12 protein-coding genes and 1 other RNA gene are annotated in these 14,431 nt (G+C 62.1%); all 13 read left to right on the top strand.

What is annotated here, in order from left to right:
* The 13 genes from rsmI (at nucleotide 1) to IE091_RS03790 (ending at nucleotide 14,431) form a co-directional block, all read left to right on the top strand.
* Nucleotides 1-858, top strand: a complete 858-nt coding sequence (gene rsmI / locus IE091_RS03850; protein WP_039177401.1) for a 16S rRNA (cytidine(1402)-2'-O)-methyltransferase — start codon at nucleotides 1-3, stop codon at nucleotides 856-858.
* Nucleotides 859-890: 32 nt separating this feature from the next.
* Nucleotides 891-1,262, top strand: an RNA gene (gene rnpB / locus IE091_RS03845) — RNase P RNA component class A.
* Nucleotides 1,263-1,314: 52 nt separating this feature from the next.
* Nucleotides 1,315-2,271: a 16S rRNA (cytosine(1402)-N(4))-methyltransferase RsmH gene (gene rsmH, locus IE091_RS03840; protein ID WP_186299145.1), complete on the top strand. Its 957-nt coding sequence runs from the start codon at nucleotides 1,315-1,317 to the stop codon at nucleotides 2,269-2,271.
* A 2-nt stretch (nucleotides 2,272-2,273) separates the two neighbouring features.
* The gene (gene ftsL, locus IE091_RS03835; protein WP_039177396.1) at nucleotides 2,274-2,609 is read left to right on the top strand and encodes a cell division protein FtsL; all 336 of its coding nucleotides are present in this window, start codon (nucleotides 2,274-2,276) and stop codon (nucleotides 2,607-2,609) included.
* The gene (locus IE091_RS03830) at nucleotides 2,606-4,312 is read left to right on the top strand and encodes a peptidoglycan D,D-transpeptidase FtsI family protein (protein ID WP_039177394.1); all 1,707 of its coding nucleotides are present in this window, start codon (nucleotides 2,606-2,608) and stop codon (nucleotides 4,310-4,312) included. Before ftsL ends, IE091_RS03830 begins: the two co-directional genes overlap by 4 nt.
* Nucleotides 4,313-4,328: 16 nt before the next feature.
* Nucleotides 4,329-5,819 (top strand): UDP-N-acetylmuramoyl-L-alanyl-D-glutamate--2,6-diaminopimelate ligase, encoded by a 1,491-nt coding sequence (locus IE091_RS03825; RefSeq protein WP_189462880.1) that lies wholly within the window; start codon nucleotides 4,329-4,331, stop codon nucleotides 5,817-5,819.
* On the top strand, nucleotides 5,816-7,174 hold the full coding sequence (locus IE091_RS03820; RefSeq protein WP_189462928.1) for a UDP-N-acetylmuramoyl-tripeptide--D-alanyl-D-alanine ligase: 1,359 nt from the start codon (nucleotides 5,816-5,818) through the stop codon (nucleotides 7,172-7,174). The genes IE091_RS03825 and IE091_RS03820 overlap by 4 nt, the downstream gene beginning before the upstream one ends.
* Nucleotides 7,175-7,183: 9 nt before the next feature.
* The gene (mraY, locus tag IE091_RS03815; protein ID WP_039177387.1) at nucleotides 7,184-8,266 is read left to right on the top strand and encodes a phospho-N-acetylmuramoyl-pentapeptide-transferase; all 1,083 of its coding nucleotides are present in this window, start codon (nucleotides 7,184-7,186) and stop codon (nucleotides 8,264-8,266) included.
* A gap of 75 nt (nucleotides 8,267-8,341) precedes the next feature.
* A complete protein-coding gene (gene murD, locus IE091_RS03810) occupies nucleotides 8,342-9,721 on the top strand; it encodes a UDP-N-acetylmuramoyl-L-alanine--D-glutamate ligase (RefSeq protein ID WP_039177384.1) in 1,380 nt (459 codons plus the stop codon).
* Nucleotides 9,722-9,732: 11 nt separating this feature from the next.
* Nucleotides 9,733-10,914: a putative lipid II flippase FtsW gene (gene ftsW / locus IE091_RS03805; RefSeq protein WP_039177381.1), complete on the top strand. Its 1,182-nt coding sequence runs from the start codon at nucleotides 9,733-9,735 to the stop codon at nucleotides 10,912-10,914.
* 18 nt (nucleotides 10,915-10,932) lie between these two features.
* The gene (gene murG, locus IE091_RS03800; RefSeq protein ID WP_268246854.1) at nucleotides 10,933-12,030 is read left to right on the top strand and encodes an undecaprenyldiphospho-muramoylpentapeptide beta-N-acetylglucosaminyltransferase; all 1,098 of its coding nucleotides are present in this window, start codon (nucleotides 10,933-10,935) and stop codon (nucleotides 12,028-12,030) included.
* A 53-nt stretch (nucleotides 12,031-12,083) separates the two neighbouring features.
* Nucleotides 12,084-13,496, top strand: a complete 1,413-nt coding sequence (murC, locus tag IE091_RS03795) for a UDP-N-acetylmuramate--L-alanine ligase (protein WP_096923454.1) — start codon at nucleotides 12,084-12,086, stop codon at nucleotides 13,494-13,496.
* Nucleotides 13,493-14,431 carry a D-alanine--D-alanine ligase gene (locus IE091_RS03790; RefSeq protein WP_096923162.1) on the top strand — a complete coding sequence of 313 codons (939 nt, stop codon included), beginning with the start codon at nucleotides 13,493-13,495 and terminating at the stop codon, nucleotides 14,429-14,431. Before murC ends, IE091_RS03790 begins: the two co-directional genes overlap by 4 nt.

Genomic DNA, 14,431 nt, shown 5'->3' with positions numbered 1-14,431 from the left:
ATGACACACCAACCTCCGGGCACATTGTACGTGGTTGCTACGCCAATTGGGAATTTGGACGATCTGTCGCCTCGCGCCGCTCGGATACTTGCCAGTGTGGCGCGCATCGCCGCCGAGGATACGCGCCATAGCGGACGTTTGTTGGCCCATCTGGGGGTCAATACCCCCATGATATCACTGCATGAGCATAACGAAGCGCAGCGCGTGGATAGCCTGGATCGTTATCTTGTGGCAGGGGAAGACATCGCTCTGATCAGTGATGCCGGCACGCCGCTGATCTGTGATCCGGGATTCGTGCTGGTGCGCGAGCTGCGTGCGCGTGGGCGTCATGTGGTGCCCTTGCCTGGTCCTTGTGCCTTGATCACGGCGCTGTCGGCAGCTGGCCTGCCCACGGATCGCTTCACTTTTGGCGGTTTTTTGCCTGCCAAGTCCAGTGGCAGGCGGCAGGCGCTGGAACGGTGGGTGGCCCGGGAGGAGACGCTGGTGTTTTACGAGTCGCCTCATCGTATCCTGGCGACGCTGGAGGCGCTGGCAGAGCAGATGCCCGAGCGCAGCGTGGTGCTGGCCAGGGAACTGACCAAGACTTTCGAGACGTTTTTGCAGGGAACGCCTGCGCAGCTGCTGGAACAGATGGAGCAAGATGCCAATCAGGCGCGTGGTGAGTTCGTGATCGTCATTGCCGGAGCGGCGCCCGTCGAGCAGGGTGATGAGCAGTCCGTGGAGGCAGATGCGCTGCTGGCGGCGCTATTGGCCGAAGGTGTCGGGGTCAAGCAGGGAGCGGCGGTGGCGGCGCGATTGATGGGGGGGCGCAAGCAGCAGTGGTATGCCAGATTGCAGGCAATCAAAGGCGAGCATTGAGGCCAGGGCGGGGCGCTGGTATGCTTGCCGCCGGAGTTGGCCAGACAGTCGCCGCTAATATGCTCGCAAGAGCCGTTAGGGGAGGAAAGTCCGGGCTCCACAGGGCAGAGTGCCAGGTAACGCCTGGGCGGCGAGAGCCGACGGAAAGTGCAGCAGAGAGTAGACCGCCTAAGTTTCTGACATCAACCTCAGGAACCGGTAAGGGTGAAAGGGTGCGGTAAGAGCGCACCGCGCGCCTGGCAACAGTGCGTGGCATGGTAAACCCCACTCGGAGCAAGACCAAATAGGGACCCAATGGCGTGGCCCGCGCTGGGTCCGGGTAGGTTGCTTGAGCGCTGTGGTGACGCAGCGCCTAGAGGAATGACTGTCCACGACAGAACCCGGCTTATCGGCCGACTCCCCATTTCCATGAAAGGCGTGCAGGGCACGCCTTCCCAAATTTTGTGTGAGAGTAACATGCCTTCTGCCGACGCCGATCAGGTCGCTTCCCGTTTTCGTCACACCAGCGTGTTATTGGACGGGGCCGTCGATGCGTTGATCCATGATCCCGACGGTGTCTATCTGGACGGCACGTTCGGCCGTGGGGGGCACTCGCGTCTCATCCTGTCGCGGTTGAGTGAACAGGGCCGCTTGTTGGCCATGGACCGCGACCCACAGGCCATTGCCGCCGCTGCGGAAATCACCGACTCGCGTTTTGAGATCACTCGTCGTGAATTTGCGCGGCTGGCGGAATTCGCCCAAGAGCAGGGCGTACATGGTCGGTTGTCGGGCATCCTGCTGGATATCGGCGTGTCGTCGCCGCAGTTGGACGATCCCGAGCGTGGTTTCAGCTTCATGCGCAATGGCCCGTTGGACATGCGCATGGATCCCACGCAAGGCGAGAGTGCAGCAAGCTTTCTGGCCCGTGCCAGCGAATCCGAGATAGCCAGCGTCTTCAAGACCTATGGCGAAGAGCGCTACGCCAAGCGGTTGGCCAATGCCGTGGTCAAGCGGCGCGTCGAGCAACCTTTCACGCACACCGTGGATCTGGCCGACGTCCTCAAGGCAGCCCATCCCGCCTGGGAAAAGGGCAAGCACCCGGCGACCAAGGCGTTTCAGGGACTGCGTATTTACCTCAACGGCGAGCTGGAACAGCTGGATGGCGCTTTGGAAGCGGCCCTGGAAGCCTTGGCGCCGGGTGGGCATCTGGTGGTCATCAGCTTTCATTCGCTGGAAGACCGCCGCGTCAAGCGCTTCATTCGCCACCATGTACGCGGAGATACCCATCTGCCGCGTGGCGTTCCCATCCGTGATGATCAGTTGAATCGCCGCCTCGAGGCCTTGGGCAAGGGGAACCGTCCCAGCGACGAAGAGGTGGATGCCAATCCCCGGGCCCGCAGTGCCGTCATGCGTGCCGCCCGTAAGCGAGCGTGACCATGAGCCTTGATCGCTTCGAACGATGGCTGTCTACGTTGCAGGCCGAGTGGCCATTTCAAGTGCGTCTGCGCCTCTGGCCGCTGCTGTTGGTCGCCCTGTTTGCCTTATGTCTGCTGACGGCGTTGTCGGTGGTGATGACCACCCACATGACTCGGGTCCAGTTTGCCGAGCTGCAGCGTCTGGAGCAGGAGAAGAATCAGCTGCAAACCGAATGGGGGCAGCTGTTATTGGAAGAGGGTGCCTGGTCGACACCGGCACGCATCGAGCAAATCGCCACGGAACGGCTAGAAATGCGTATTCCAGACGTCAACGATGTTGAGGTTATTCGTCCATGAGACGCGAAGGTCGGGGAGGGAAGTCCCGTCAATATCCCATTGCACCGCCCTTGGCTGGCGGTCGTTTCTTTTTCATCTTGCTGGTGGTAGGGCTGGCCTCTGCCATTCTGATCGGTCGTATCACGCTGCTCCAGGTCATCGACCGCCCCTTTTTGCAAAGCCAAGGGGACGCGCGCACCCTGCGTCATGAGGCCATTCCGGCACATCGCGGCATGATCACCGACCGCAATGGTGAGCCATTGGCCATCTCGACGCCTGTGGTTACCCTGTGGGCCAACCCGCAAGAGTTGCCTGGCGACGCCATTCAGCGAGTCATGCTGGCCCAGGCCCTGGGGATGTCGCTGGATGATTTCGATGCCCGGGTCGCGCGCTTTGCCAGTCGAGAATTCATGTATCTGCGTCGCCATATGACCCCGGAAGCTGCGCAGCGAGTGCTGGATCTGCGCACCCCCGGGGTGTATCCGCAGCGGGAGTACAAGCGCTATTACCCGGCAGGGGAAGTGGTGGCCCAACTGCTGGGCGTCACCAACGTCGATGACGTGGGGCAGGAGGGGTTGGAGCTTGCTTATCAACCTTATCTGGCTGGTCACCCCGGCCAGCGGCGCGTCATCAAGGATCGGCGGGGGCGTCTGGTGCGTGAACTGGGAGTGATCCGTGATGCCCAGCCGGGGGGCGAGCTGACGCTTTCCATCGATCAGCGCATTCAGTACATGGCCTATCGTGAACTGCGCGCCGCCGTTGCCGAGCACGAGGCGGACGGCGGCGTGCTGGTCATGATGGATGCACGCACTGGCGAGGTGCTGGCCATGGCCAACCTGCCCTCCTACAACCCCAACAACCGTGCAGGGCTCGATCCTCGAGGGCTGCGCAATCAGGCCCTGGTGGATGTCTTCGAACCCGGGTCGGTCATGAAGCCGCTGGCCATGGCGGCGATTCTCGAAAGCGGCGTATTTGACCGCGATGTGGTCGTCGATACGTCGCCGGGCTGGATGCGCATCGACCAGTTCACCATTCGTGATATCCGTAATTACGGGCAGTTGGATCTGGCGGGTATTCTGGAAAAATCTTCCAACATCGGTATGTCGCGGTTGGCGCTTCAGCTCAGCGATACGGCGATCTGGGAAAAGTACAATCAGTTGGGCTTCGGGCAGGGGCCGGGTACCGGTTTTCCTGGCGAGTCCACGGGTAGCCTCCCGGCACCGGTGCGGTGGTCGCGCAGTGAGCGTGCGGCGCTCTCCTATGGCTATGGTCTGTCGACCTCTGCGCTGCAGATTGCCAGTGCCTACACGGCATTGGCCAACGGCGGTGAGCGCCTGCCGCCCTCGCTGTTGAGGTTGTCCGAGCCTCCACAGGGCATTCCTGCCATCTCGCCTAGCGTGGCCGATGACCTTCTGGACGTGCTGGAAACGTCCGTGGGGGCCTACTCTGGTGGGCGGCGTGCTCGGGTAGAGGGCTACCGAGTGGGCGGCAAGACCGGTACGGTGCGCAAGACCAGCCAGCAGGGTTACGCCACGGATGCCTATCGCAGCGTCTTTGCTGGCATAGCACCTATCTCTGATCCGCGCATCGTCACGGTGGTGATGATCGATAATCCTCGGGCGGGACAGTTTTATGGCGGGGCGGTGGCGGCCCCCGTATTTTCCAGCGTCACCGGCAACGCGCTGCGGCTGCTGGATGTGCCGCCTGATCATGACGTTGAATAGCTTTCAAGGAGTAGGCATGACTGTGAGCCTCGACCAGTTTCGGGCCGCCCTCAAGGCGGTGTGGCCAGGCGCTGGCTTGCCGGAGCTGCCGCCGCTGCCCGTGTCGCTCGATCTGGTGACCGATTCGCGCAAGGTGGCACAAGGAGATGTCTTCGTGGCGGTGCCCGGTAGTCAAGGGGATGGCCGCGAGTATATCGAGCAAGCCCTGGAGAGAGGCGCCTCGCTGGTGCTGACGCATACGCGGCAGGCCGAGTTGATGCTGCAGGGCAAGGTGCTTTCGTTGCCTCATCTGGCACTGCGGCTGGGTGAGCTGGGGCGCTCGCTTTATCAAGTGCCTGATGGCCTGGAGGTGATCGCAGTCACGGGAACCAACGGCAAAAGCTCGGTCACGCATTATATCGCGGCATTGAGTGAGCGCTTGGGCACTCGGGCTGGAGTGATAGGCACCCTGGGCGTTGGGCGCCCGGGGCAGCTAATGGATACCGGGCTGACGACGCCCGGGCCGCTGGCGTTGCAGGCCACCCTGGGTCAGCTAGGGCGCCAAGGGGTCCAGCGTGTAGCGCTGGAGGCCTCTTCCCATGCGCTGGACCAGCACCGTCTGGAAGCAGTGAACGTGACGGTCGGCGTGTTCACCAATCTGACCCGGGATCATCTGGACTATCACGGCAGCATGGCGGCCTATGCTGCGGCCAAGGCCAAGCTGTTCCGTCGTCCTGAGCTGACCCTGGCGGTGGTCAACGGTGACGACTCCCTGGCTCGGCTGATGCTGGCAGGGTGCGAATCCCATGTGCGTGTGCTGGCGACGGGCAGTGATGAGGCGGTAACGCTGCGTATCCTCGATTGGCATCCGTTGGAAACCGGTCAGCAGGCTCTGATTGCCACGCCCGAGGGCGAGAAAGCGCTCGAATTGCCGCTGCTGGGGCGCTTCAACCTGGATAACGTGCTGCTGGCCATCAGCGTGTTGTACGGGCTGGGCGAGTCGCTGGACGCGCTATTCGAGGCGGCGACCAAGTTGAGCCCGGTGCCGGGTCGCATGACGCGCTTTGGCGGGGGCGAAGCCCCTTGTGTCGTGGTGGATTATGCCCACACGCCTGACGCGCTGCAAAATGCGCTGGAAGCACTGCGTGATCACTTGGGCAGCCAAGGAAAGCTCTGGTGCCTGTTTGGCTGTGGTGGTGAGCGCGATACCGGAAAGCGCGCGGAAATGGCCAAGGTAGCCGAGCGGCTGGCCGACCGTGTGGTGGTGACCGACGACAATCCTCGCCGTGAATCTGCCGCCGAGATTCGTCAGCAAATTTTGGCGGGTTTTCACGAGCCGCAGCGGGTGGAAGAAATTGGCGATCGGCGTCAGGCCATCCTGCATGCCGTGGCTCAGGCAGGTTCTCAGGATGTGGTGCTGGTGGCTGGCAAGGGTCATGAAGCTTATCAGGAAGTCGAGGGTGTTCGACACGCCTACCAGGATGACGAGCAGGTGCAGCAAGCCATTCGGGCGCGAGGTGGCCGCTGATGTGGACCCTTGGCGGAGTGGCTGCGGCGCTGAGTATTCCGTTGGCAAGCGAAGCGACTGACGTTGCGATCAGCCAGGTAGTGACGGATACCCGCCAGATCGTGCCGGGTTGCCTGTTCATTGCCCTGAAAGGCCCGCGTTTCGATGGTCACGATTTCGTCGAACAGGCTCGAGAGCTGGGCGCCGTGGCGGCACTGGTGGAGCATCCCGTGGAGAGTCCGCTGCCGCAATTGCGCTACCCGGATACGCGCTTGGGGCTGGGGCTGTTGGCGGGCGCATGGCGGCGACGCTTTACGCTGCCGCTGGTGGCGGTCACGGGGAATAGCGGAAAAACCACGGTCAAGGAGATGGTGGCAGCCCTGTTGGCGCCACTCGGTGAGGTGCTGGCGACCATCGGCAACCTCAATAACGATATCGGGGCGCCGCTGACACTGTTACGTCTTGGGTCACAGCACCAGGCGGGTGTCATCGAACTGGGGGCCAATCATTTGGGTGAAATCGCCTGGACCGTTGGTTTGGCGGCCCCCAGGGTGGCCATCATCACCAACGTGACGGGCGCTCATGTAGGTGAGTTTGGTGGCATGGGTCAGATTGCCCAGGCCAAGAGCGAAATTCTGTCAGGGCTCGATCAGGATGGCGTGGCCATCATCAATGCCGATGATCGCTACTTCCCTTTCTGGGCGGCCTGTGCGGCCCCCCGCCGAGTGGTCAGCTACGGGGTGCAGGGCAATGCGGACGTAAACGCTTCGGCTCTTTCCTGCGACTCACAGGGGCGTTATGCTTTCACGCTCGTTGTCGGAGGTGAGCCGTTGGGGCGCGTAACGCTACCCCTGATCGGTAAGCATAACGTCAGTAACGCCTTGGCCGCCGCTGCCGCCGCCCTGGCGCTGAGTGTCCCTGCCTCGCAGGTCGTGGCTGGGCTGAATCGGTTGTCGGCATTGCAGGGCCGCTTGAGCGTGGTGCCCGGCATTCGCGGCACGACGCTGCTGGACGACACCTACAATGCCAACCCTGGCGCGGTCAAGGCGGCTCTGGATGCCTTGGCGAGCTTTCCTGCCCCTCGCTGGTGCGCCCTGGGCGCGATGGGAGAGCTGGGAGATGAATCTGAACGGCTGCATGCCGACGTAGGAGCGTATGCTGCGTCGCTGGGGCTGGACATGCTGTTGACGGTTGGCGAGGCAGCCAAGGCTGCCTCGGATGCCTTTGGTCGCGGGCTGCACTTCGACGACCACGAGACGCTAGTGCGTCATGTTATTAATTCTCTGCCACCTGACGCCACGCTGCTGGCGAAAGGATCGCGCAGTGCCGGCATGGAAAGAGTCATTGCTGCGCTGCGTGCGGATGACACAAGGTAAGCGCCGTTCATGTTACTTCATTTGGCGAATTTTCTAGCTCAATTCCAAACTGCGTTTCAGGTGTTCAATTATTTGACGCTGCGCGTCATTCTCGCTGCGCTCACCGCGCTGATGCTGTGCCTTTGGCTGGGGCCTTGGGTGATACGTCGCCTGGTCGAAGGGCAGATTGGCCAGGCCGTCCGAGACGACGGCCCACAGTCGCATCTTTCCAAGGCAGGTACGCCGACCATGGGCGGCGCCATGATCCTGCTGGCGATTGCGATCAGCACCTTGCTGTGGGGTGACCTGACCAACTATTACGTCTGGATCGTGCTGCTGGTGACGCTGGGCTTTGGCGCCATCGGGTGGGTCGACGATTATCGTAAAGTGGTCGAAAAGAACCCGCGAGGCCTGCCTGCACGTTGGAAGTATTTCTGGCAGTCGGTGGTCGGCCTGGGAGCCGCCATCATTCTGTACGCCACGGCCACCACGCCCGCCGAAACCAGCCTGCTCATTCCGCTGTTCAAGGATGTTGCGCTGCCGTTGGGCTTGTTCTACATCGTATTGAGCTACTTCGTCATCGTCGGTAGCTCCAATGCCGTCAACCTGACCGATGGCCTGGACGGTCTGGCCATCATGCCCACCGTGCTGGTGGCCATGGGGCTGGCGGTGTTTGCCTATGCCAGCGGCAATGCCGTATTTGCCAACTACCTGCATATTCCCTTCATTCAGGGAACCGGCGAGCTGGCCATTTTCTGTGCCACGATTGCCGGTGCTGGCCTCGGCTTTCTGTGGTTCAACACCTATCCCGCCCAGGTGTTCATGGGCGATGTGGGTGCGCTGGCGCTAGGGGCCGCCCTGGGCGTGGTGGCGGTCATCGTGCGCCAGGAGATCGTGCTGTTCATCATGGGCGGTATTTTCGTGCTGGAAACCGTGTCGGTCATTCTGCAGGTCGGCTCCTACAAGCTGACGGGGCGACGTATCTTCCGCATGGCTCCGCTGCATCACCATTACGAACTCAAGGGATGGCCTGAGCCGCGCGTGATCGTGCGTTTCTGGATCATCACCGTTGTCCTCGTTCTGCTGGGACTGGCCACCCTGAAAGTGCGTTAGTCATTGGGTAGTCGTGTCAGGGTGGCCGTGTCAGGTTGGACAAGGCCGCTCTGATTCAGGCACAAGGAGTCGTTCATGGTGAAGGTACCTCAGGGTGTTACCGTTGTTGTCGGGCTGGGCATTTCCGGTCAGGCGATCTGTCGCCACCTGGACCGCCATGGAGTGCCTTTCATGGTGGCCGATACCCGCGAGATGCCGCCTGGCCTCGCCGCGTTCCAGCAGCGTTATCCAGCGATTGATTGCCACTGTGGGCCGCTGAGCGAGCTGGATTTCAGCGATGCGTACGAGGTGGTGGTCAGTCCGGGCGTCGACCCGCATTCGGCAGGCCTCGACGGGCTGTTGGAGCGCGTCAATCCTGCCACCGGCGAGCCGATACTGGTGGGCGAAACGGCGCTGTTCAGGCGTCTGGTGCGTGCCCCGGTGGCGGCGATTACGGGTTCCAATGCCAAGTCCACGGTGACTACGCTATTAGGCGAAATGGCCAAGGCCTCGGGAGTGTACGCTGCCGTGGGGGGTAACCTGGGCACGGCGGCTCTGGATCTGTTGGCCGACCACCCCGATGCCGAGCTTTTCATCCTCGAACTCTCCAGCTTTCAACTGGAAACGACGCCTCGCCTGGGGGCGGCGTCGGCTGCGTTTCTCAATCTATGCGATGATCATCTGGACCGTCATGGCGATCTTGCGGGTTACCGTGAGGCGAAGCAGCGCATTTTCATCGGGGCGGAGCACGCGGTGGTCAACGCCGATGACCCCATGACCTGGCCTCTGGATGCCCTGGAGCGTGTCGAGCGTTTCGGGGTAGGTGTCCCGTCCGGCAGTGACTGGGGGTTGGCCGATATCGATGGACGCCGCTATTTGATGCACGGCGAGACGCCGTGGCTGGCGGTGGATGAGCTGGCCATCACCGGACAGCACAATCAGTTGAACGCGCTGGCAGCGCTGGCCATGGGCCAGGCGCTGGGCTTCGATCGTCAGGCCATGTGCGAGGTGTTGACCACGTTCAAGGGGCTGCCGCACCGTAGTGAAGCCGTTGCTGAGGTGAACGGGGTTCGCTGGGTCAACGATTCCAAAGGGACCAACGTCGGCGCGACCCTGGCAGCCATCAATGGTATTGGCGTCGCGCTCACAGGCAAGATCATCCTGCTGGCCGGTGGCGTGGGCAAAGGTGCCGACTTTACGCCGCTGGCCGCGCCGCTGGCGAGCTATGCAAAGGCCGCGCTACTCTATGGCGCAGACGCCGAGCGTCTCGACAGCGTGCTTGGCCCTTGCCTTCACACTCAGCGTGTCGAAACGCTGACACAGGCGATGGAAGCAGCATGGCACCTGGCCGAGCCAGGGGATTGTGTGTTGCTCTCGCCAGCGTGTGCCAGCCTGGACCAATTCGCCAACTACCAGGCGCGGGGCGACCTGTTTCGCGACTGGATCGAGCAGAAACAGCGTGAGAGTGCCCCATGAGCGACGAATCAATGAGTAGGGTGCAACGACTGCGTGAAGCGCTGGCAACCCGCCACCTGCCTTGCGATGTCTGGCTGATTGTCGCGGCGGTCGCGCTGGCGGGGCTGGGCTGGGTCATGGTCAGCTCCGCGTCGATAGGGCTACTGGAAAATAGCTATCACTATGCCCGCCAGCACGGCATTTTTCTGGTGCTGGCCATCATGGCATGCCTGTTCATGGTGTGTGTGCCGCTGGAGCTGTGGCGTCAGAACGCGGCATTGCTGCTGCTGTTCAGCATCTTCATGCTGGTCGTGGTACTGGCCGTGGGTCAAGAAGTCAACGGCAGCAAGCGCTGGATTGCCCTGCCGGGGCCGCTTCCCAGCCTGCAAGTCTCGGAATTCGGCAAGCTGGGGCTGATCTTTTACATGGCAGCGTTCATGTCGCGCTTCACTTACGAATTGCGCCAGCGTGCTTTTACCATGTGGCGCCCCTTGGCAGTACTGGCTATTCCTGCCTTCCTGCTGTTTCTTGCCCCGGATTTCGGCGGCATGGTGGTATATGCCGTCTGTGTAATCGGCATGCTGATGATGAGTGGCGCTTCGCTGACGCTGTTGCTGGGCAGTGGGGGGGTACTGGGGTTTGGTGCCGTGATGATGGTCGTCATGGAGCCGTATCGACTGGCGCGCTGGACCAGCTTCCTGGACCCGTGGGCCGACCAGTTCGCCACCGGGTATCAGCTGACGCAGGCATTGATCGCGTTTGGGCGTGGTCATGTGACCGGCACCGGATTGGGCAACAGCGTGCAGAAGCTGCACTATCTCCCTGAAGCCCATACGGACTTCATTTTTGCGGTGGTGGCCGAAGAGCTGGGCATGATCGGAGCGATTGCCGTGGTGCTGCTGTTCACCCTGTTCATCGTGCGGGCCATGTGGGTGGGCCGGCGAGCAGAGTTGGCCGGGCATCTGTTCGGTGCCTACGTGAGTTACGGAATCGGCTTTATCGTGGCGGCTCAGGCGTTTATCAATATGGCGGTGAGTGCTGGCTTGCTGCCGACCAAAGGGCTGACCCTGCCGCTGATCAGCTACGGGGGGTCCAGTCTGCTGGTCACTGGGATGATGGTGGGGCTGTTGCTCCGGGTGGATGCAGAAACTCGGCATCGCCCGCGCCGATTGTCGACGCCTTACCGTGCTCGCCGAGAGCCGCGGTTGACGTAATTATTCAAGGAGCTGTTTGTGGCGATACATGCGGGTCGACGGGTATTGGTCATGGCGGGAGGAACGGGAGGGCACGTCATTCCGGCGCTCTCGCTGGCGCGTGCCCTCCAGGCCCAAGGGGTGACCGTGGAGTGGTTGGGTAGCCCACGGGGAATTGAAAACCGCCTGGTGCCCGAGGCGGGCATTCTGCTGCATACCATTGCGATCAGTGGGTTGCGCGGCAATGGCGCCGCTGGCTGGCTCAAGGCACCGCTCAACCTGTCGCGCGCGGTGCTCCAGGCACGTGGTGTCATCAAGCGTTTCAAGCCGGATGTCGTGGTGGGGCTGGGCGGATTCGCCAGCGGCCCTGGCGGTCTGGCGGCCCGGTTATCAGGTATTCCGCTGGTCATTCATGAACAGAATGCCGTGGCAGGGCTGACCAACAAGGTGTTGTCGCGACTGGCGACGCGGACGTATGCCGCGTTCGAAAATGCGTTTGGCACGCGTGCCGAGGTGATCGGCAACCCGGTACGTGATGATATCGCCGCGCTGGGCGAGCAGCCCCGCCAGGTGGCCGACATGCAGGGCAGGCCGCTGCGCCTGTTGGTGGTAGGCGGCTCCCTGGGCGCGGTAGCGTTGAACGAGCGCCTGCCTGTGGCCTTGGCTGCGCTGCCGCCGGAGCGACGTCCCGAGGTGCGTCACCAGGCTGGCAAGGAGCGCGATCTCGCCACGGCAGAGGCCTATGCTCAACAGGCGGTAGTCGCCGAGGTTTCGCCGTTCATCGATGATATGGCCGCTGCCTATGCCTGGGCGGATCTGGTCGTTTGCCGAGCCGGTGCGCTGACGATTGCCGAACTGGCGGCGGCGGCCAAGCCCGCGTTGCTGGTGCCGTTTCCTTTTGCCGTGGACGATCATCAACGGGTAAATGCCGACTTGCTGGTCCAGGCGGGCGCGGCCCTATGTATCGTTCAGGCCGAGCTGACGCCTGATTATTTAAGTAACCTTTTGGAACAATTACTCTACCCAGAGACCCTGGCAGAGATGGCCGTCAAGGCACGTCAAGCCGCGTCTTTGAACGCGACCGAGCGCCTGGCCGAAGGCTGTCTCTCGCTGGTGAAGCAAGGAGAAACTGCGTGACCGAGTCAGTCAATCATACGTCGCCGCAGCTGAGTGGCCCGAGCGGCCCGGGTATGCGCCGTATCCAGCGGCTTCATTTCGTCGGTATTGGCGGTGCCGGAATGTGCGGCATTGCCGAGGTGCTCGCCAATCAGGGGTACCAGGTCAGCGGTAGTGACATGAAAGCCTCCACTGTCGTGGAGCGCTTGCGTCAGTGCGGCGTCGATGTATTCATTGGGCATGCCAAGGAAAACGTGGAAGGCGCGGATGTGGTCGTTGTCTCCAGTGCCATCGATGAAGCCAACCCTGAAATTCGCTGGGCACATGACCACCGCGTGCCGGTGGTGCGGCGTGCGGAAATGCTCGCCGAGCTGATGCGCTTTCGTCACGGAATTGCCGTGGCCGGTACTCACGGCAAGACCACCACGACCAGCCTGACGGCTACCCTGTTGGCAGAGGGCGGCCTGGACCCAACTTTCGTGATCGGTGGCAAACTCACCAGCGCAGGCGCCAATGCTCGCCTGGGGGAGGGCGATTATCTGGTGGCCGAGGCCGACGAATCCGATGCGTCGTTTCTTCACCTTCAGCCCATGGTGTCCATCGTCACCAATATCGATGCTGACCACATGGCCACTTATGGGGGTGACTTCGAGCGTTTGAAAAACACCTTCATCGAGTTCTTGCACAATCTGCCTTTCTACGGCCTGGCGGTGCTGTGTATCGATGATCCCCACGTGCGCGGGCTGTGCGAGCGTATCAAGCGCCAGTTCGTGACCTACGGCTTCGATGAAGATGCCGATTACCGCATCGTGGATTTTAGTCAGCAGGCCGGGGAAGTCTCCTTTACGGCACTGCGGCCCGGTGGCGCGCCTCCGTTGGCCATTCGACTGGCCATGCCTGGCCGTCATAATGCCTTGAACGCCATGGCGGCCATCGTGGTGGCGACCGACGCCGGGGTCAGTGATGACGCCATTCAGCGCGGTCTCATGGGGTTTGCGGGCGTAGGGCGGCGCTTTCAGGTCCATGGCCACTATCCGGCACCGGTCGGCGAAGGCGAGATCATGCTGGTCGACGATTACGGTCACCATCCGCGTGAAGTGGACATGGTCATTCAGGCGGTGCGTGCCGGCTGGCCCGAGCGCCGCCTGGTGATGCTCTACCAGCCCCACCGTTACAGCCGTACCCGCGATCTCTACGAAGACTTCGTACGCGTACTGTCTCAGGTGGATACGCTGGTGCTGCTCGACGTGTACAGCGCTGGCGAGGCGGTGGTGCCGGGTGCTGAAGGCAAGACCCTGGCAGGCTCCATCCGTCAACGTGGCGATGTCGATCCGCTGTTCGTGGAGCACAAGCACGAGCTGCCTGCCCTGCTCAACAACGTGCTGCGTCCAGGCGATATTCTGATTACCCAGGGCGCGGGCGATGTGGGCGGCATTTCACTGCGCCTTGCCCAAGCCAAGCTGGTCATGAAAGAGGTGGTGCTATGACATCAGGGCAAACGCAGCAGGCTGGCCTGGAGCGTGTCGTCGTGGTCTACGGCGGCATGTCGGCCGAGCGGGAGGTGTCGCTCAAGAGTGGTGCCGCCGTGTTGAGCGCCTTGCAGCGTCAAGGCGTGAATGCGCAGGGTTACGATCTCAAAGAGGGTGGGCTGGCGGGCCTCGAGCGCCTCGATCCCACCGCGGTGTTCATCGCACTGCATGGGCGTGGCGGTGAAGATGGTGCGCTGCAGGGCGCATTGGAGCTGCTCGGTTTGCCTTACACCGGCAGTGGCGTACTGGCTTCGGCGCTGGGAATGGACAAGCAGCGTACCAAACAGGTGTGGCAAGCCGTCGGCCTGCCCACGCCGGAGTGCATCATGCTGAATGCCGCTTCGGACTGGGAGGCAGTGGTAGCTCAGCTAGGGCTACCCATGATGGTCAAGCCGGTACACGAAGGCTCGACTCTGGGTATCAGTATCGTCCGCAGCCTCGATGAGCTGAAAGCGGCCTATGCCCAGGCTGCCACTTTCGATGCCAGGGTCATGGCAGAGCGCTTCATCACGGGGGACGAGTACACCGTCGGCCTGCTGGGCGATGACGTGTTGCCTGCCATTCGTGTCGAGGTGCCGGGTGGGTTTTATGATTATGAAGCCAAGTATCTGACCAACACCACCCAGTACCATTTGCCCTGTGGCTTATCGCCGCAAGACGAGCAGGCGTTGGCCGCGCTGTGCAAAGAGGCCTTCCTGGCCGTCGGCGGAGAGGGCTGGGGGCGTATCGATGTGATGCGTGATGCCGCGGGCGATTTCTGGCTGATCGAAGTGAATACCGTGCCCGGCATGACCGACCATAGCCTCGTGCCTCAGGCGGCGGCCCACGCCGGTATCGATTTCGACCAGCTGGTGATGCGTATTTTGACCACTGCACTGGCGCGCGATTCGTGA

This window comes from Vreelandella hamiltonii, from assembly GCF_014651775.1.
In the GTDB taxonomy this organism is placed as follows: Bacteria; Pseudomonadota; Gammaproteobacteria; order Pseudomonadales; family Halomonadaceae; genus Vreelandella; species Vreelandella hamiltonii.
Note: the sequence above shows the minus strand (reverse complement) of the source record. Positions and strands in the feature narration are given on the sequence as shown.